This window comes from Zavarzinia sp. CC-PAN008 (genome assembly GCF_051903925.1).
Taxonomy (GTDB): Bacteria; Pseudomonadota; Alphaproteobacteria; order Zavarziniales; family Zavarziniaceae.
This window is the reverse complement of the sequence record NZ_CP173678.1, coordinates 1,217,324-1,235,802: the sequence shown is the minus strand read 5'-3', so window position 1 is coordinate 1,235,802 and position 18,479 is coordinate 1,217,324. Positions and strand designations below refer to the sequence as shown.

Below are 18,479 nucleotides of genomic sequence, written 5' to 3'. Positions count from 1 at the left end.
GGGCGACGATGCCAGCGACCAGCATTCCCAAGTACGACAGCGTGAAGGTCGGCGACGAGATCCCGCTGCTCGAGACCAAGCCGATCACGCGCACCACGCTCGCGCTCTATTGCGGTGCCTCGGGCGACCACAACCCGCTGCACGTCGACACCGACTTCGCGGCCAAGGCGGGCCTTCCGGACGTGATCGCGCACGGCATGCTGTCCATGGCCTATCTGGGCCGGGTGGTGACCAACTGGGTGCCGCAGAGCCAGTTGCGCGCCTATTCCGTGCGCTTCACCGCCATGACCCAGGTGCACGACGTCGTCTCGTGCTCCGGCAAGGTTGTCGAAAAGGTCGAGGAAGCGGGCGAGAAGCGCGTGAAGCTCTCCCTCGAAGCCAAGACGCAAGGCGGCACGACGCTCCTGGGCGACGCCGTGGTGGCGTTAGCCTGATCCTACACCGCTCAGCCCCGCGCAGGCGGGGATCCAGAGCAACCAGCACCGTGCTTGCGGCCCCTGGATCCCCGCCTTCGCGGGGATGAGCGGATTTTGTTGCCGAAACCGGCACATCCAAACATCGAAACGAGGGGACAGACATGGGAAAGCTTGATGGCAAGGTGGCGCTGGTCACCGGGTCGGGCCGCGGCATCGGCCGGGCGATCGCGCTGAAATTCGCGGCCGAGGGCGCCTCGGTCGTCGTCAACGACCTGGACGAGGCACCGGCCGCGGAAGTCGTGGCCGAGATCGAGGCGGCGGGCGGCAAGGCGGTCGCGTGCGTGGGCAGCGTCTCCGCACCCGATTTCGGCGACCGCTTCGTGAAGACGGCGCTCGACACCTATAACGGTCTCGACATCATCGTGAACAATGCGGGCTATACCTGGGACAACGTCATCCACAAGATGTCGGACGACCAGTTCCAGGCGATGATCGACGTGCACGTGACCGGCCCGTTCCGCATCCTGCGCGCAGCGGCCGAGCCAATCCGCATCTTCGCCAAGAAGGAAGCGGAGCAGGGCATCGAGAATTTCCGCAAGGTGATCAACATCTCGTCGATCTCGGGCACCACGGGCAATCCGGGGCAGGTGAACTATTCGGCGGCAAAGGCTGCGATCACCGGCGTCACCAAGACGCTGGCCAAGGAATGGGGCCGCTACAAGGTCAACGTGAACTGCGTCGCCTATGGTTACATCCAGACCCGCCTGACCCAGCCCCTGGACAGCGGCACGGCCACGATCGAGGTCGAGGGCCGCACGGTCAACGTCGGCGTCCAGGCCGCCGGCATCGCCGCCATGGGCCGCATGATCCCGCTGGGCCGCGGCGGCACGCCGGAAGAGGCGGCGGGGGCCGTCTTCATGTTCGCGATCCCCGAATCCAACTACGTCTCTGGCCAGACCATCGTCTGCGGCGGCGGCCACGGCTCGGTGATCTGAGGTCACTCCACCAATCCACCTCATCCTGAGGAGACGGCACAGCCGCCGGCTCGGAGGATGGGCAACCCGCGCGACGGCTGCCCATCCTTCGAGGCTACGCTTCGCTCCGCACCTCAGGATGAGGGTTCACTTGTGAATGCGTAGGCCACTGGCGACCTTCCGCACCTTCGGCCACACTCCGGTCCAACGAACCGGAGGAGCGCGCGATGCAGGAGCGGCAGGAGGAATTGCAGGGGGCGGACGGCACGCCGTTCACGGTCCATGCCTGGCTGCCCTATCGCGAGCCCGTCGGAGTGATCCAGGTCGCCCACGGGATGGGTGAGCCGGCGCAGCGCTATCGCGCAGGGCTGGCCGCGCTGGTGAAGGACGGCTGGGCGGTCTATGCCAATGACCATCGGGGCCATGGGGAACGGGCGCAAAAGGCTGGCACCCTTGGCGACTTCGGGCCGGCTGGATTCGGCGGCTTGGTTGACGACATGGCCGTATTGGCCCGGCACCTGAAGCAGCGCCATCCGGGGGTGCCGCTGGTCCTGCTCGGCCATTCCATGGGCTCGTTCGCGGCCCAGGTCTTTCTGCCCGCCCACGCGGACCTCATCGATGCCCTGGTCCTGTCGGGCTCCGCCGACATGCCGACGCTGGCCGCACACCTGGCTGGCGCGGGGCCGACCTCCCTCGAATCCTGGAATGCCGCGTTCGAGCCGGCGCGCACGCCCTTCGACTGGCTGAGCCGGGATGAGCGGCAGGTCGACCTCTATCTGGCCGATCCGCTGTGCGGCTTCACCGTCAACGATGCCGGCATGGCATCCATGCTGGGCCTGGGTGCGCCGCTGGCCGACGACGGCGCGCTGGCCGCGGTGCCCAGGGCGCTGCCCATCTACATCTTCGCGGGCGACAGGGACCCGCTGAACGGCGAACTCGCCCTGCTCCATGCGCTGGCCGATCGCTATCGGGCCGCGGGCCTGGAGAACGTGACCGAGCGCTATTACCCGGAGGGGCGGCACGAGATGCTGAATGAGACCAACCGGGCCGAAGTGACGGCGGACCTGTCGCGCTGGCTTGGCCGCGCCGTGCTTCATCCCAGGGTGGAACCGACGGTCGGTTTCTGACCGGGATCACTTTGACAGGCGCCCGCTGTGCAACCCGTGCGCCCTGCGATACGCTGTGCGCATGCGAAAGGACAGCACGACCTTCAGCACGATCAGCCGGAAGCGGCTGATGATGATCCTGTGCGCGCGGATCGGCTTCAACCCGCCGCGACGACGCTGACCTGAACCACCGGCGCGTGCAGCGCCCGTTCCGTCATCGTTGTTCGTGGAGACCGCCATGTCTGCCCTGCCCCGTACCCGCAATTCGACCGCCGCCATGCAGGCGGCCGACGCCAGGCACCATTTCAAGCCGTTCACCGACCACAAGGCCCTGGCCGCCAAGGGCGTGCGGGTCATCTCGTCCGCCGAGGGCTGCTGGCTGACCGACTCCGAAGGCGTGCGCCTTCTGGACGGCATGGCTGGCCTGTGGTCGGTCAATGTCGGCTATGGCCGCAAGGAGCTAGCCGAAATAGCCTATGAGCAGTTGCAGGAACTGCCCTACTACAACTCGTTCTTCCAGACGACCAATCCCCCCGTCACGGAACTGGGCGAGAAGCTGGCCGAGGTGACGCCGGAGGGGATCGACCTGTTTGCCTATGGCAATTCCGGGTCGGATGCCAACGATACGATCGTGAAGCTGGTCCGCTACTTCTGGAACCTGAAGGGCAAGAAGAAGAAAAAGACGATCATCAGCCGGCAGCTGGGCTATCACGGCGTGACACTGGGTGCCGCCAGCCTGTCGGGCCTGACCAACATGCACCCGCAGTTCGACCTGCCCTTGCCCCATTTCGTGGAGCATGTCGCCAGCCCCTACTGGTACCGGGACGGCGGGGACAGGTCGCCGGAGGAATTCGGCATCTGGGCTGCGCGTGAGCTTGAGAAGAAGATCCAGGACCTGGGCCCCGAAAACGTCGGCGCCTTCATCGGCGAGCCTATCCAGGGGGCCGGCGGCGTCATCATCCCCCCCGCCAGCTACTGGCCCGAGATCCAGCGCATCTGCGCCGAGTACGACGTGCTGCTGATCGCGGACGAGGTCATCTGCGGCTTTGGCCGGACGGGCAAGTGGTTCGGCAGCGACACGTTCGGGATCAAGCCGGACTTCATGACCATGGCGAAGGGCCTGACGTCCAGCTACATCCCCATGTCGGCGGTCGGCATGGGCGGGCGCGTGGCCGAGACGTTCCGCAATGCGGGCGAGGACATCGCCCACGGCTTCACCTATTCGGGCCATCCGGTGGCCGCCGCCGTCGCCGTCCGCAACCTGGAGATCATCCAGCGGGAGAAGCTGGTTGAGCGGGCAGGCGGCGACATCGGCGCCTATTTCCAGTCGCGCCTGCGCGAACTGGCCAGCCACCGCCTGGTGGGCGAGGTGCGTGGCCACGGCCTGATCGCGGCAATCGAACTGGTGGAGGACAAGGCCAGCCGGTCGCATTTCGATCCGAAGCGCAATGCCGGCTATCGTTGCCGGCAGCATTCCTTCGCCAATGGCCTGGTGATGCGCGCGGTGCGGGACATCATGGTCCTGTCGCCGCCGCTGATCATTTCGAAGGAAGAGATCGACACGATGATCGGCACCATCGCCAGGTGCCTGGACCTGACCGCCGCCGACCTGGGGCGGTAGGCGCCACAGGTTCGGACTGAATCGATCCGCTCCTCCCTTCCGACGTCCCCCGGTTCATCCGGGGGACCCATGGACTGACAGTCACACAGGCGGAACGGTTGGTTCATGGATGCCCCGGATAAACCGGGGCACGTAGGTTGGGAGAAACGGAGAGCGGCCGAATTTTCCGGAAGCGGTGATGCCGATCAGGGTTCGCCTTCGTCGGCCTCGTCTCCTTCGGGGCCGCCGGCGATGGCGGCAGCGATCAGGCCCGCATTCTCGCGGATGCGGCGCTCGATCGCCTCGGCGATGTCGGGATTGGCGGCCAGGAAGGTCTTGGCGTTCTCACGCCCCTGGCCGATGCGCTGGCTGTCATAGGAGAACCAGGAGCCCGACTTGTCGACGACGCCGGCCTTGACGCCCAGGTCGACCAGCTCGCCCGTCTTGGAAATGCCCTGGCCGTACATCACGTCGAACTCGACCGTGCGGAACGGCGGGGCCAGCTTGTTCTTGACCACCTTCACGCGGGTCTGGTTGCCGACCATGTCCTCGCGGTCCTTGATGGCGCCGATGCGCCGGATGTCGAGGCGGACAGAGGCATAGAACTTCAGCGCATTGCCGCCCGTCGTCGTTTCCGGGCTGCCGAACATCACGCCGATCTTCATGCGGATCTGGTTGATGAAGATCACCATGCAGCGCGACTTCGAGATCGAGCCCGTCAGCTTGCGCAGCGCCTGGCTCATCAGGCGCGCCTGCAGGCCGACATGGCTGTCGCCCATCTCGCCCTCAAGCTCGGCCCGGGGGGTCAGTGCTGCCACGCTGTCGATCACCAGCACCTCGACCGCGCCGGAGCGGACCAGGGTATCGGCAATCTCCAGCGCCTGCTCGCCCGCGTCAGGCTGGGAGATCAGGAGCTCGTCCACATCGACGCCCAGCTTGCGCGCATAGACGGGGTCGAGCGCGTGCTCCGCATCGACAAAGGCGCAGATGCCGCCGCGCTTCTGCGCCTCGGCGATCACGTGCAGGGCAAGCGTCGTCTTGCCCGAGCTTTCGGGGCCGAACACCTCGATGATGCGGCCGCGCGGCAGGCCGCCAATGCCAAGGGCAATGTCGAGGCCGAGGGAGCCGGTCGAGATCGATTCGACCTCGATCGTGCTGTTGGCGCCCAGCTTCATGACCGAGCCCTTGCCAAAGGCCCGCTCGATCTGGCCCAGCGCCGCTTCCAACGCGCGTTGCTTGTCTGACGCCACCTCGGTCCCCACCAGCTTCAGTTGAGCGCTCATGCCGCCGGCCCCTTTTCCCACAGGCGAGGACCCCTCGCAATGGCGCGACCGTACATATTTTGTTCCCGGACTTCAAGAACAAAAGAAAAACATCGTGCGCCCGTTAGCCCGGATGCGCCTTCAGCACGTCCAGGAAGGCCGGGCCATAGGCCGACAGCTTGGCCGCCCCCACCCCGTGCACGCGGCTGAATTCGGTCAGGTCGCGGGGGCGCTGGGCCGCCATGTCGATCAGGCTGCGGTCGCTGAACACGACATAGGCCGGCGCCCCCAGCGCCTTGGCCAGTTCCAGGCGCTTTGCCTTGAGCGCGTCGAGCAGGGCGAGGTCGGTGCCCGGCGGCAGCACCGCGGCATTCTCCGCCGTGGGGCCGCGGCGGCGGGGCGCCTTCTCTGCCTCGGTGGGCACGTGGAGGTGGATCTTCTGCTGGCCCTTCAGGACGGGCCGGCCCCGCTCGGTCAGGGCCCAGGCCCCCATGTCGTCCCGGTCGATCAGGCCGCCGGAATAGAGCTGCTCCACGATGACGCGCCAAGCCTGCGCGTCCAGGTCGGCGCCAACCCCGAACGTGGGCAGGGCATCGTGGCCCAGGCGGGTGATCGCCTCCGTCGCACGGCCGCGCAGGATCTGCACCAGGTGCTCGGTGCCGAAGCGCTCGCCGGTGCGCAGCATGGCCGACATGAACTTCTGGGCGGGCACCGTGCCATCGGTCAGGGTGCGGGGACTGCTGCACAGGTCGCAATTGCCGCAAGGGTCCGACTGTTCCCCGAAATAGGCGAGCAGGGTCTGGCGCCGGCAGGTGGGGGCCGCGAGCAGGCCCAGGAGCGCGTCCAGCCGCTGCCGCTCCACCGCCTTCTGCTCGGGTGCTGCCGTGCTCTCGGCAATCTGGCGGCGGCGGAGCCAGACGTCGTTGGCGCCGTGCAGCATCAGGGTATCGGCCGGCAGGCCGTCGCGCCCCGCCCGGCCGATCTCCTGGTAATAGGCCTCGATCGACTTGGGCAGGTCGCCATGGGCGACGAAGCGCACGTCCGGCTTGTCGATCCCCATGCCAAAGGCGATGGTCGCCGCGACCACGATGCCGTCCTCCTGCTGGAAGCGGTCCTGGGTTGCGGCGCGGAGTTCGGCACTGAGGCCGGCATGATAGGCCAGTGCCGGCACGCCCGCGCGCGCCAGGGCCGCGGCGGTCTGCTCCGTGCCGTCGCGCGTGGCGCAATAGACGATGCCGCTCTGCCCCTTGTGGGCCGCCACGAACTCCGCGATCTGGCGCTGGCGCTGGTCCTTGGCGGCGATCGCGATGCGCAGGTTGGGCCGGTCGAAGGAGCGGACGAAGGTACGGGGCGGTCGCGCGAACAGGCGGGAGGCGATCTCGGCCCGTGTCGCCGGATCGGCGGTCGCCGTCAGGGCCAGGGTCTGCAGCGGCGCGCCGCCGGGGTCCGCCAGGCTGCGCGCGATCGCCCCCAGTTCAAGGTACTCGGGCCGGAAATCGTGGCCCCATTGCGAGACGCAATGCGCCTCGTCCACCGCCAGGAGCGAAACCTGCGCCTGGGCCAGCGTCTCCAGCGTCTCGCGCCGGACCAGGCGTTCGGGTGCCGCGTAGAGCAGGCGCAGCGTGCCGGCCCGCAGGTCGCGGAAGACGGCGCGCGCTTCCTCCGGCTCAAGCCCCGAATGCAGGGCGGCGGCGGCAATGCCAAAGCTGCGCAGCGCCAGGACCTGGTCCCGCATCAGCGCGATCAGGGGCGACGCGACGATCGTCAGGCCGTCGCGCAGCAAAGCGGGGAGCTGGTAGCACAGGGACTTCCCCGCCCCCGTCGGCATGACGGCCAGCACATCCTCGCCCGCCAGCACGGCGGAGACGACCTCGTCCTGGCCGGCCCGGAAATCGGGATAGCCGAACACCCGCGCCAGGACGGCGCGCGCCTGGTCGATGTCGGGACGGGAGCGGACAGCCGACACGGGGGGGCTTGCGATCAGATCCGGGTGGACAGCCAGATGGCGGCGCGGCTGCCCGCCCGGATCAGGCCCGACAGGACGGGATAGGCCGGCGCTTCCTCCGCACCCGCGGCCAGGGCCGTGTCGCGATGCTCCAGCTCCTCCGCCCGGAATTCCTCGATCTGCTCGCGCAGCGCAGGCTCGCGCGGGCCAAGGGCCGCGGACTGCTGGCGATAATGCTCGTCGATCACCGTCTCGACCGCGGCGGTGCAGGCCATCGCCGCCTTCTCCCCCAGCAGGGCGGTTGCGGCACCCAGGGCAAAGCCGGCCACATGCCAGACCGGTTGCAGCAAGGTGGGACGCACGCGCCGCTCCAGCAGCTGGCGGTCAAAGGCCTTCAGGTGCTTCTGCTCCTGCTCGGCCATGTGGCGGATCGCCGGCCCGGAGGCGGTATGGCCCAGGACCGCCAACTGCCCGGCATAGATGCGGGCGGCGCCATACTCGCCGGCCTGGTCGACGCGCACCATGCGCGCCACCTCTCCCTCCGGCGTCGGGTCGCCCGGCAGGCGCGGGCGGTCGGCAGGTCCGTTCATGATACGCTCCCGCTCTTCATGGCGCGCAGCCGCATCGCGGCCGGACGCAGGGCAATGGCCACAAGGCCCGCCGACAGCAGGCCGTTCCACGCGGCCATCGACAGGCCCAGGAACGCGAAGGCGACCTCGTCGCAGCGGACGACATCCGAGGTCTCGATCGACCGCAGCAGGTCGGCGACACTGCCCCCGCTGGAGGCACCGGTGCAGGCGGTCGGCCCCTCCCACCAGCGCAGCTCGACACCGGCATGATAGGCGGCAATGCCGACACCGACCAGCAGCGCAACCCCCGCCAGCGCCAGCAGCCAAGTGCGGCCACGCGCCCACAGCAGCGCGATCAGCGCCAGCGGAATGGCGATATCGTGCGGGATGCGCTGCAACAGGCACAGCTCGCACGGGGCGAGGCCGAAGCCAAACTGCGAGATCAGCGCTCCACCCAGCAGGGCCGCACTGCCCCCGGCGACCAGGGCCGCCTCAACCCGCCCGCTCGGGGCGGCGGCAGCTGGGTGCGCCTCCGTCATCCCTGGCCCCGGGCGGCGGCACGTGCCCGTCGCACGCGCCAGGCAACCAAGATGACGATGGCCAGGGCCAGGATCCCCACGATGACCGTGCCGCTGGGCAGAAGGTCCTCGATCCGGTGCCAGTTCTCGCCCATGACATAGCCGGCGATGGCCAGCGCCGCGACCCAGATGGACGTCCCGAGGGTGGAAAAGACCACGAAGGTCGCGATCGGCATGCGCGTCGTGCCCGCCGGCACCGATATCAGGGTGCGCACGCCCGGGACGACACGGCCGATCAGGACGGCCACGGGCCCGAAGCGGTTGAACCAGGCGCAGACCATGGTCACGTCGTCGCCCTTCAGCCCGAACCAGCGGCCGTGGCGATTGGCCAGCTGCACCAGCCGCGCCTCGTTCAGGTAAAGCCCGACGACGTACCAGGGGATCGCCCCCATCATGGTGCCCAGGATCCCGGCCACGATGACGCCGATCAGCGACAGTTCGCCCCGTGCCGCGGCAAAGCCCGCCAGCGGCATGATCACTTCCGACGGGATGGGCGGGAAGACGTTCTCCAGGAACATCAGGATGCCGACGCCGAGGACGCCCAGTTGCTCCATGATCCCGGTGACCCATTCGACCATGTGCTGAACGCTCCCGACCGCCTCGACAGGCTCTGTTAGCAGGAATGGCCGCCTGCCGCATCGCCGCGCGCGGCCACGGGACAGGACGAATCGCCGCTCGCCCGCCGCTTCGTTCACCCGGGCGACTGGCGGGCGACGGCGATTTGCCTGTATACCGGGCCATGCGCGCGTTGCACCGCAAGAGGTCCGCAAGCCTGCCCCTGCTGGCGGTGCTGGTCGTGGCCCTGGCCGGCCTGGGCCTGCTGGCCGCCCGCGGCCTGGCAATCGGCACGGCCGCGGCGCAGGGGCAGAGCTACCTGCGCATCGGCACCGGCTCCATCGCCGGCACCTACTTCCCGATCGGCCAGGCCCTGGCGGCGATCCTCAGCATGCCGGCCGGCTCCAACGCGTGCGAGACCGGCGGCCGCTGCGGCGTGCCCGGCCTGCTGGTCACCGCCCTGGCCAGCGAGGGCTCGGTGGCCAACGTGAAGGCGGTCGCCCGCGGCACGCTGGAGACGGCTTTCGCCCAGGCCGACGTGGTGCACTGGGCCTATGGCGGGACCGGCGTCTTCGCGGGCGAGGAGCCTGCCAGTTCGCTGCGCGTGATCGCCAACCTCTATGCCGAGAGCGTGCACGTGGTCGCCCGCAAGGGTGCGGGGATCGAGCGCATCGCCGACCTGAAGGGCAAGCGCGTCTCGCTCGACCAGCGCGGCGCCGGTTCCTATGCCGACGCGCTGCTGATCCTGGGGGCCTATGGCCTGACGACCGACGACCTCAAGCTTGATTCGGCCGAGATCGACCGCGCGGCGGAGGAGATCCTGGCCGGCACGCTGGACGCGCTGATCTTCGTGGGCGGGACGCCGGCCCCGATGATCACCGAACTGGCGGAGGCGGGGGCGATCACCCTGGTGCCGATCACCGCGCCGGAGGTCAACTGGCTGACGGAGAAGGTGCGCTTCCTGACGCCCGACCTGATCGAGGCGGGCACCTATCCCGGCATCCCCGCGACCGAAACGCTGAGCGTCGGCGCGCAATGGGTCGTCTCGGCCAAGGTCGACGACCAACTGGTCTACCAGTTGACCCGCGCGCTGTTCCGCGACCAGAACAAGGAGGCGCTCGCCGCCGGGCACCCCAAGGCCCGCTCGATCGCCCTGGACAATGCCCTGACCGGCGTCACCACGCCGCTGCACCCGGGGGCGGCGCTGTTCTATCGCAATGCGGGGCTGGACCCGCCCTGAGGGCGCTTGCGGCGGGCCGGCGGGCCTGCCCGCTATTTCTTCTTTTTCTTGTCCGTCTTCCTGCCCTTGGCCTTCTTGGCGGCCTTGTCCTTCTTTGGCTTGCGGACAGGCAACAGGTCGGCCGGCGGGGCGACGTCCGCTGCCGGTTGGGCGGCATTGGCGGCCGCGATCGGCGCCAGTTCGGAGAGGACCCCCGCGCCGTCCCGCGCCGCCTGCCACAGGTCCCAGTCGACCTGGCGCTCCATCCAGGTCCGGGCATCGGACCCCGTCACGCGGGCGATGCGCAGCGCCATGTCGGCGGTCAGGTTGCGCCGCCGGTTGACCAACTGGTTGATGGTGCGGCGCGACACACGGGTCAGCTTGGCCAGCTGTTCCTGGGTCAGGGCCAGTGGGCCCAGCACCTCCTCGACGATCGCGCGACCCGGATGCGCCGGCGTATCCGTCACCTGCTTCTTGGTCTTTGCCGCCATGACTCCCCCAGCCGGACAGGTGCGGACCCGTAGACGTGCCGCGGGCCGTGCGGCCCGGCGCAATGCCGCTCAATCCTGACACGCGAAGGATAACACGCGCGTATGACGGTGCCGCGACAGCGCGCGCCCGGCTTGCTGGACGGGCCGGGCAGTGGCACCCTTGGGTGCAATCCTTGAGCCGTGGAGGGGCCCCTGACCGACCAAGCGGAGAGCGGCACGGGTCCCGGCGCAACCGGCGACGACGCGCATCGCCGCAAGTTCCTGGTGATCGTCGACGGCACGCCGGAGTGCCGCGTGGCGTTGCGCTATGCCACGCGCCGCGCCCTGCACACCAACGGGATCGTCAGCCTGCTCTATGTGATCGAGCCGGCCGGCCTGCAGCACTGGCGGGGGGTCGAGGAGATCATGCGCGAGGAGGCCCGGGACGAGGCCGAAAGCGTGCTGCACGACATGGCGCGGGAGGTGAACCGCATTGCCGGCCTGACCCCGGAACTGGTGATCCGCGAGGGCAAGCGCCGCGAGCAGTTGATCAGCCTGCTGGAGGAGGATCCGGAAATCAGCATCCTGGTCCTGGCCGCCGGCACCGGCAAGGAAGGCCCGGGCCCCCTGGTCAGCGCCCTGGCAGGGCAGATGTCGGGCTCGTTCCGGGTGCCGATCACGGTCGTGCCGGGCAGCCTCAGCGACGGCCAGATCGACGCCCTGACCTGAGGGGCGGGACCATGGCGACCGGCTTCAAGGATCACTTCTCGGCCGGATCGGATGCCTATCGCCGCTATCGGCCCGCCTATCCGCCAGCGCTGTTCCAGGCCCTGGCGCAGGCGGCGCCGGGACGCGACCTGGCCTGGGACGCAGGCTGCGGCAGCGGCCAGGCGACCGTGGGACTGGCCGCCCATTTCTCCCGGGTCGAGGCGACGGACGCCAGCGCGGAGCAGATCGCCCAGGCGCCCGCCCTGGCCAATGCGCGCTTCCGCGTGGCACGGGCGGAGGAGTCGGGCCTTGCCGGCGGCAGCGTCGACCTGGTGCTGGTGGCGCAGGCGATCCACTGGTTCGACTTTGATGCCTTCCATGCGGAGGTGCGGCGCGTGCTGCGGCCTGACGGCGTGCTGGCGGTCGTCGGCTATGGCCTGTTCGAGGTCGAACCGGCCATCGACGCGGTCGTCCGCCGGCTCTACGACGACATTGTCGGCGCCTATTGGCCGCCCGAACGCCGCCTGGTGGAGGAGCATTACCGGACCATCCCGTTTCCGTTCCGGGAGGAGCGGGCTCCCGCCGGCCTGGCCATGGACCTGGACTGGAATGTGGAGGATGCACTCGGCTACGTCCGCACTTGGTCGGCCGTGCGCGCCTGGGCCAAGGCACACGGCGCGGACCCCGTGGCCCAGGTCGAGGGCGAACTGCGCGCCCTGTGGACCGGCGTGCGGACGGTGCGCTGGCCGCTGGTCCTGCGCCTGGGCCGGCCCTGAGGGCCAGCGGCGGCGCTGCCCCCTTGAAGTTGCCGCGGGGCCGCGCCCATATCGCGCCCCAACAGCGTCAAGACTTCTTGCAGGGTGAACATGTCTGTCATCGAAGCGGGCCGGGACGATCCCCAGGCTGGTGGACCCCCGGCGGACGGGGTCCAGGACGCGGGTGCCGCGCGCCTTGAGTTCCAGGCCGAGGTGTCGCGCCTGCTCCATCTCATGGTCCATGCCGTCTACAGCGAGAAGGAGATCTTCCTCCGCGAGCTGATCTCGAACGCCTCGGATGCCTGCGACAGGCTGCGCTACCTGGCGCTGACCGAGCCGGCGCTGACGTCGGACGACGCAACCTTCCGCGTCGTGCTGTCGGTCGACAAGGCGGCGCGCACGCTGACCCTGTCGGACAACGGCATCGGCATGAACCGCGACGACATGGTGCAGAACCTGGGCACCATCGCGCGCTCCGGTACCTCGCGCTTCGTGGAGCAGCTGTCGGGCGATTCGTCCAGGGACGTGTCCCTGATCGGCCAGTTCGGCGTCGGATTCTATTCCGTCTTCATGGTCGCCGACCGGGTCGACGTCACCAGCCGCAAGGCGGGCGAGGACGCGGCCTGGACCTGGTCCTCGGACGGCCTGGGCGGCTTCACCGTGGCGCCGGCAGAGCGCGCGACGCGCGGCACCACCATCGTCATGCACCTGAAGGAGGGCGAGGACGAATGGCTGGAGGCCGACCGCCTGCGCCGCATCGTGAAGACGCATTCGGACCACATTGCCCTGCCGATCGTCCTGAAGGATGCGCAGGGCGAGGCGGTGATCAATGCCGCCAGCGCGATCTGGACCCGCTCGAAGGGTGAAGTGACCGCCGAACAGCACACCGAGTTCTATCGCCACGTCGCCCACGCCTTCGACGCCCCCTGGGCCACGTTCCACTACCGGACCGAGGGGCGGCAGTCCTATGCCGTGCTGCTGTACGTGCCGGAGACGCGGCCCTTCGACCTGTTCGACCCTAAGCGCCTGGCGCGGGTGAAGCTGTATGTCCGCCGCGTCTTCATCACGGATGATTGCGAGGCGCTGCTGCCCGGCTATCTGCGCTTCCTGCGCGGCATCGTCGACAGCGAGGACCTGCCCCTGAATGTCAGCCGCGAGATGCTGCAGAACAACGCGCTGCTGGCCCGCATGCGGCAGGCGATCACCAAGCGCGTCCTGGGCGAACTGGAAAAGAAGGCGGAGGAGGATCCGACCGGCTACGCGACGTTCTGGGAGAATTTCGGCCCCGTCCTGAAGGAAGGCCTGTACGAGGACGCGGAGCGGCGCGACCAGTTGCTGAAACTCGCCCGCTTCCGCACGACGAAAAGCGGCAGCGACGCGATCAGCCTGGCCGACTACGTCGCGCGGATGAAGGAGGGGCAGGAGGCCATCTACTACATTACCGGCGACGATGCCGCCGCCATCGGCCGCAGCCCCCAGGTCGAGGGCTACCTGGCCCGCGACATCGAGGTCCTGCTACTGAGCGACCCGGTCGACGACTTCTGGCTCAGCTCGGTCGACGCCTTTGACGGGAAGTCGTTCAAGTCGGTGACAAAGGGCGGCACCGACCTGGCCAGGTTCGCGCTGAAGGACGGCGACGCGCCCGACCAGCCCGCCGTGCGGGAGGCCGACCTGGCGACGCTCATCGTGCTGCTGAAGCAGGAACTGGGCGACGCGGTGAAGGACGTGCGGTCGTCCGACCGCCTGACCGGAAGTGCTGTCTGCCTGGTGGCCGACGACCTGGGCCTGGACATGCACCTGGCCCGCCTGCTGCGCCAGCATCGCAAGGAGCAGGCCACGACCGGGTCGCTGGTCCTGGAGCTGAACCCGCGGCACGCGCTGATCGCGGCCCTGGCCGGGCGCGCAACGAAGGCGGGCGCCAGCGACGCCCTGGCCGATGCCGCGCACCTTCTGCTGGACCAGGCCCGCATCGTCGAGGGCGAGCCCCTGGCCGACCCCGCCGCCTTTGCCCGCCGCCTGGCCGCGGTCATGACGGCCGCAATCGCGTGAATGTCGCTGCCGGCGTCGCCCCGGTGGCGCCGGCAGTCATCGCGGCTCAGGGCCGATCCGGCCCGCCAACCTTCCGTCTGTCATGGCCGCGCGCAGCCGCGGGGACTGCGCCCAACACGTGCTTCGCCCCCTCGACCAGGATTGGCAAGCCCAAGCAGAGAGGCTTGCCTGTTGTACACTTATGGTTAATATTAAGTGAACAATCGACTTCTGGTTAACGAATGGACCACAGGGTGCAGACCCGCAACATCAGGATCCAGCGCCGCCGCACCAGCATCCGCATGGAGCACGACATGTGGGACGCCCTGGCCGAAATCTGCTCGCGCGAGGGGGTCAGCGTGCATGCCCTTTGTACGCGCCTGACCGAACAGCAGGCCCCAGCGCAACCCGCCCCGCGCAACTTCACCAGCAGGTTGCGCGTCTTCATTCTGGACTATTATCGGCGGGGCCGGGACGTGGCGTCCCCCGCTAGAGCCCAGGCGGATCGACCAGGACCGCCCTGACCGCCTCGATCGGCACGGCGTCGGTCACGAAGGCCTGGCCGATGCCGCGCGCCATGATGAAGGTCAGCCGACCGGACTGGACCTTCTTGTCCTGCGCCATGTGCGCGACCAACGCATCCGGCGCGTAGTCGAAGCCCTGGGGCAGGTCCCGCAGGCGCGTCGGCAGGCCAAGCGCGGCCAAGTGGCTGCGCACCCGCTCCGCATCGGCCGCCGGCGCCAGGCCAGCGCGCACCGAGCAGTCGAAGGCCAGGCACAGGCCGATGGCGACGCCCTCGCCATGCAGCAGGGCCGGGCCGAATCCTGTCGCCGCTTCCAGGGCATGGCCGAACGTGTGGCCCAGGTTCAGCAGGGCACGCAGCCCCTTCTCCTCGCGCTCGTCCAGCGCGACGACGCGCGCCTTGGCCGCGGCGCTGACCGCGACCGCATGGGTGACGGCGTCGGCCTCGCCGGCGATCACGCGCGCGCCGTTGGCCTCGAGCCAATCGAAGAAGACGGGATCGTCGATCAGGCCGTACTTCACGATCTCGGCATAGCCGGCCAGGCGCTCGCGCATTGGCAGGGTCGCCAGGACCTCGACATCGCTCAGCACCAGGCGGGGCTGATGGAACGTGCCGATCAGGTTCTTGCCGGCCCGGGAATTGATCGCCGTCTTGCCGCCGATTGCCGAATCGACCATGGCCAGCAGGGTGGTGGGAACCTGGACCACGGCCGCGCCGCGGCGCAGCACGCTGGCGGCGAAGCCCGCCAGATCGCCGACCACGCCGCCGCCCAGCGCCAGGACGACGTCCCGGCGCTCGATGCGCTCGGCGACCAGGCGTTCCAGCAGGTCCTGGAAGATGGCGAAGCTCTTGCTTTCCTCGCCCGGTGGCACGGTCAGCAACACGGGCTTCAGGCCGGCCTGGGCCAGCGACGCCTCCAGCGGCGCCGCGTGCAGGGCGGCGACGGCCGCATCGGCCACCACGGCCACGCGGCGTTGGCCCAGCCGTTCCGCGATCAGGTCGCCGCTGCGCGCCAGCAGTCCAGGGCCGATCAGGATGTCGTAGCTGCGTTCGCCCAGCTCGACGGGAACGCGGACGGCTTCGCTCGGCGGGGTCATCATGTCCTTCAGGGGGTCCGGGGTGCCGCCGCCAGCGCCTCGACGACGCGCTCCACCATGTCGTCGGCCGGCTGGTCCAGGCTGTCGACCACCAGGTCGGCCTCGGCATAGACGGGATGGCGGATCGTCATCAGGTTGGCCAGGGTCTCGCGCGGGTCACCCTTCTTCAGCAGCGGCCGGTTGTTGCGCTTCTTGACCCGCTTCAGCAGCAGGTCCAGGTCGGCGCGCAGCCACAGGCTGATCGCGGAGTCCTTGATCCGCGCCCGGGTCTGCGGGTCCATGAAGGCGCCGCCGCCCGTCGCGATCACCATCGGCTCAAGCGCAGTCAGGCGGGCGATCACGCGACGCTCCAGGTCGCGGAAGGCGGGTTCGCCGTGGCGCTCGAAGATCTCCTCGATCGTGCAGCCGGCCGCCAGTTCGATTTCGGCATCGGCGTCGACAAATCCGACGCCCAGGCGCTGGGCCAGCCTGCGGCCCACCGTCGTCTTGCCGGCGCCCATCAGCCCCACCAGGACGATCGAGCGCGACAGCGGCAGCAGCCTCCGGACGCTCCCCATGTCGGCCTCATCTCCGGCGGTCGTTGAAAGCATCGGTCCAACCCAAGTAGAGTGCGCCGGTGAACCCAGTTCCGTTCCGCCCGCTCGCCGGGCTAGCCGAGTAGCGCCGATTCATTTTGATGTCCAGGTTCGTCGTCGTGCTTGCCGCCCTCGCCGCCCTGGCGGTCGTCGCCGGTATCATCATCCTTGCCACGTTCGATCTGCCGGCCCCGCACCAGCGGGTCGAGCAGGTGGTGCCCAATGAGCAGTTCGAACAATAGCATGCGGCCGCGCGTCGCCATGGCCGTCGCCATCGCCGCAGCCCTGGCCCTGTCGGGTGCAGGGCCGGCGCTGGCCCAGTCCGGGGCGGGGCCGATGATCCTGGTGCCGCCACCGGGTGCGCAGCGCGTGCCGCCACCAGCCGCGACACCGCCGCTGCAGGCCCCCTCGACCCAGGTTCCCTCGGCCCAGGCCCCCTCGACCCTGGTGCCGGCACCGTCCACGGGCCAGTTCCTGCGCCTGCCCGCCGATCCGGGCCTGCGCCCGGCCCAGGCGCCGATCATGCCGCAGCCAGGCTCCGTCGCGGTCGAATCGCTGGCGCCGCTCGACCCGGGCTCGGCCGGCATTCTCACCTCTGACCAGAGCGGCCTGCCCGCCGACATGTGGCAGGGAACGCCGCGCGCCAGGGCCATCGACCTGGTCCGCGCGATCCCGTCCACGCTGCCCAGCCCCTCGGCCCGCTCGCTGGCGCGCCGCCTGCTGGCCACGCAGGCCGCGTTGCCGGAGGGGACGGAGCCCGGCCTTCTGGGCGCCCGTGCCGCCAAGCTGTTGGAACTGGGCTACGCGGCCGACGCGCTGGCCCTGATCCAGAAGGCGCCAGGCGCCGACCGCGCGCGCGACGCCGGCCTGCTCCAGGCCCAGGTCGATGCCGCCTTCCTGGCCGGGGACGACGATGCGGCCTGCGCCGGAGCCACCGCGCTGGCCGGCCTTGACGACCGCCCCGCAACGCTGAAGCCCCTGATCTATTGCCGGACGCTGGCCAAGGATGGACCGGGCGCGCAACTGGCGATCGACCTGTGGCGCGATTCCGGGGACAGCGATCCCGCCTTCGTGGCCCTGTTGCCCGCGATTGCCGGCGGCGGCCGGGCCAGCCTGCCGGGCGACGCGGCGCTGACGCCGCTGACGCTGGCCATGGCCCGGCGCGCCGGAGCGGAGCTGCCGGGTGCCGGGCAGCTGCCCGTGGCGCTGCTGCCCGGAATCGCGCGCGGCTCCGGCCCGCTGGAGCAGCGCGTGCTGGCGGCGGAGAAGGCGGAGGCACTGGGCCTGCTGGCCACGGCCGACCTGGTGGCGCTCTATGCCCAGGCAACGCCGGCGCGGGACAAGCCCAAGGGCTGGCTGGCGCGGGCCAACGCGGTGACCGCCGCCCTGGCCGAGGGCGATCCGGCGCGACGCCTGCTGCGCGTGACCGAGGCGCTGGACGCGGCGGCCCCCGACCACCTGCGGGCGACGGTCGGCCGGGCCCTGGGCGGCGCCCTGACAGGCCTGCGGCCTGAGGATGCGCCGATCCCCGCAGCCCCGGTCGTGGCGCGCGGGCTGATCGCGGCCGGCAACATGCCCCGGGCGTTCGACTGGCTGAATGCGCTGCGCCTGCGGGCGCGGGGCGAGGCGGATGCCGCCTTTGCCGTGCTGGACCTGTGGCCCCTGTTCCAGGTCGCGGATGGCGGCCAGCGCTTTCCCTGGGGCCTGGAATCGCCCGGCCGCTGGATCCGCGGCCAGGCCGAACTGCCGGACCGGGCCCTGCGCGGCTGGACGGCGTTCCAGCTGATGGCGGCCTTTGGCTGGGACGTGGGCCCCCAGGCGATGACCCTGCTGGCCGCGGCGGCACAGCCGACGGTCACCTGCGGTCCCGCCGCCAGCGACAGCTTCGGCACGGTCGAGCCCGGCATCCGCGTAGCGGAGATCGCAGCCCGCGCGGTAACCGTCGTCGCCTCCTCCTCCGACATGACGGGGATTGGCACCTTCTGCGGCGCTGACCGGGCCGTGCAGGCTCTGGTCCGCGTCGGCCTGGAGCAGGAAGCGCGCATGCTGGCGGCGGAGATCGCCCTGGCTGCCGGGCTCTAAGGCGGCCGGTCCCGCGG

19 protein-coding genes are annotated in these 18,479 nt (G+C 69.8%); 11 read left to right on the top strand and 8 right to left on the bottom strand.

The annotated features are described in order from the left end of the window. Positions 1-8 precede the first annotated feature (8 nt). From ACI6GS_RS05955 to ACI6GS_RS05940, 4 genes are all read left to right on the top strand, one after another. The gene (locus ACI6GS_RS05955) at positions 9-434 is read left to right on the top strand and encodes a MaoC family dehydratase (protein ID WP_439816869.1); all 426 of its coding nucleotides are present in this window, start codon (positions 9-11) and stop codon (positions 432-434) included. 143 nt (positions 435-577) lie between these two features. Then, positions 578-1,411, top strand: coding sequence for an SDR family NAD(P)-dependent oxidoreductase (locus ACI6GS_RS05950; protein WP_439816868.1), 834 nt, complete (start codon positions 578-580; stop codon positions 1,409-1,411). A 206-nt stretch (positions 1,412-1,617) separates the two neighbouring features. Beyond that, the gene (locus tag ACI6GS_RS05945) at positions 1,618-2,517 is read left to right on the top strand and encodes an alpha/beta fold hydrolase (protein WP_439816867.1); all 900 of its coding nucleotides are present in this window, start codon (positions 1,618-1,620) and stop codon (positions 2,515-2,517) included. Between the two features lie 217 nt (positions 2,518-2,734). Continuing rightward, positions 2,735-4,117 (top strand): aspartate aminotransferase family protein, encoded by a 1,383-nt coding sequence (locus ACI6GS_RS05940; protein ID WP_439816866.1) that lies wholly within the window; start codon positions 2,735-2,737, stop codon positions 4,115-4,117. A gap of 185 nt (positions 4,118-4,302) precedes the next feature. On the opposite strand, the gene recA is transcribed toward ACI6GS_RS05940, so the two are convergent. From recA to ACI6GS_RS05915, 5 genes are all read right to left on the bottom strand, one after another. Next, complete coding sequence (gene recA, locus ACI6GS_RS05935) at positions 4,303-5,379, bottom strand: recombinase RecA (RefSeq protein ID WP_439816865.1); 1,077 nt, start codon at positions 5,377-5,379, stop codon at positions 4,303-4,305. A gap of 103 nt (positions 5,380-5,482) precedes the next feature. Further along, positions 5,483-7,324: a DNA helicase RecQ gene (recQ, locus tag ACI6GS_RS05930; protein WP_439816864.1), complete on the bottom strand. Its 1,842-nt coding sequence runs from the start codon at positions 7,322-7,324 to the stop codon at positions 5,483-5,485. A gap of 14 nt (positions 7,325-7,338) precedes the next feature. Next, positions 7,339-7,893: a demethoxyubiquinone hydroxylase family protein gene (locus ACI6GS_RS05925; protein WP_439816863.1), complete on the bottom strand. Its 555-nt coding sequence runs from the start codon at positions 7,891-7,893 to the stop codon at positions 7,339-7,341. Continuing rightward, positions 7,890-8,411 (bottom strand): disulfide bond formation protein B, encoded by a 522-nt coding sequence (locus ACI6GS_RS05920; RefSeq protein WP_439816862.1) that lies wholly within the window; start codon positions 8,409-8,411, stop codon positions 7,890-7,892. Before ACI6GS_RS05920 ends, ACI6GS_RS05925 begins: the two co-directional genes overlap by 4 nt. Then, positions 8,408-9,028, bottom strand: coding sequence for a DedA family protein (locus tag ACI6GS_RS05915; protein ID WP_439816861.1), 621 nt, complete (start codon positions 9,026-9,028; stop codon positions 8,408-8,410). Before ACI6GS_RS05915 ends, ACI6GS_RS05920 begins: the two co-directional genes overlap by 4 nt. 161 nt (positions 9,029-9,189) lie before the next feature. Here ACI6GS_RS05915 and ACI6GS_RS05910 point away from each other — a divergent pair, with 161 nt between their 5' ends. Then, positions 9,190-10,245, top strand: a complete 1,056-nt coding sequence (locus ACI6GS_RS05910; RefSeq protein ID WP_439816860.1) for a TAXI family TRAP transporter solute-binding subunit — start codon at positions 9,190-9,192, stop codon at positions 10,243-10,245. A 32-nt stretch (positions 10,246-10,277) separates the two neighbouring features. On the opposite strand, the gene ACI6GS_RS05905 is transcribed toward ACI6GS_RS05910, so the two are convergent. Beyond that, positions 10,278-10,715 carry a HigA family addiction module antitoxin gene (locus ACI6GS_RS05905; protein WP_439816859.1) on the bottom strand — a complete coding sequence of 146 codons (438 nt, stop codon included), beginning with the start codon at positions 10,713-10,715 and terminating at the stop codon, positions 10,278-10,280. Between the two features lie 180 nt (positions 10,716-10,895). Here ACI6GS_RS05905 and ACI6GS_RS05900 point away from each other — a divergent pair, with 180 nt between their 5' ends. From ACI6GS_RS05900 to ACI6GS_RS05885, 4 genes are all read left to right on the top strand, one after another. After that, positions 10,896-11,423: a universal stress protein gene (locus ACI6GS_RS05900; RefSeq protein ID WP_439816858.1), complete on the top strand. Its 528-nt coding sequence runs from the start codon at positions 10,896-10,898 to the stop codon at positions 11,421-11,423. Between the two features lie 11 nt (positions 11,424-11,434). Next, entirely contained in the window at positions 11,435-12,178 is a 744-nt protein-coding gene (locus ACI6GS_RS05895) for a class I SAM-dependent methyltransferase (RefSeq protein WP_439816857.1), read from the top strand. Between the two features lie 90 nt (positions 12,179-12,268). Continuing rightward, positions 12,269-14,206 carry a molecular chaperone HtpG gene (gene htpG / locus ACI6GS_RS05890; protein WP_439816856.1) on the top strand — a complete coding sequence of 646 codons (1,938 nt, stop codon included), beginning with the start codon at positions 12,269-12,271 and terminating at the stop codon, positions 14,204-14,206. A 221-nt stretch (positions 14,207-14,427) separates the two neighbouring features. After that, entirely contained in the window at positions 14,428-14,709 is a 282-nt protein-coding gene (locus ACI6GS_RS05885; protein WP_439816855.1) for a ribbon-helix-helix domain-containing protein, read from the top strand. On the opposite strand, the gene aroB is transcribed toward ACI6GS_RS05885, so the two are convergent. Together aroB and ACI6GS_RS05875 are read right to left on the bottom strand one after the other, a co-directional pair. After that, positions 14,675-15,808, bottom strand: coding sequence for a 3-dehydroquinate synthase (gene aroB / locus ACI6GS_RS05880; protein ID WP_439816854.1), 1,134 nt, complete (start codon positions 15,806-15,808; stop codon positions 14,675-14,677). The two genes, ACI6GS_RS05885 and aroB, sit on opposite strands and share 35 nt — an antisense overlap. 5 nt (positions 15,809-15,813) lie before the next feature. After that, positions 15,814-16,362 (bottom strand): shikimate kinase, encoded by a 549-nt coding sequence (locus ACI6GS_RS05875; RefSeq protein WP_439816853.1) that lies wholly within the window; start codon positions 16,360-16,362, stop codon positions 15,814-15,816. 119 nt (positions 16,363-16,481) lie between these two features. Here ACI6GS_RS05875 and ACI6GS_RS05870 point away from each other — a divergent pair, with 119 nt between their 5' ends. After that, positions 16,482-16,622, top strand: a complete 141-nt coding sequence (locus ACI6GS_RS05870) for a hypothetical protein (RefSeq protein ID WP_439816852.1) — start codon at positions 16,482-16,484, stop codon at positions 16,620-16,622. Beyond that, a complete protein-coding gene (locus tag ACI6GS_RS05865) occupies positions 16,603-18,462 on the top strand; it encodes a hypothetical protein (protein WP_439816851.1) in 1,860 nt (619 codons plus the stop codon). The genes ACI6GS_RS05870 and ACI6GS_RS05865 overlap by 20 nt, the downstream gene beginning before the upstream one ends. Positions 18,463-18,479: the final 17 nt, after the last annotated feature.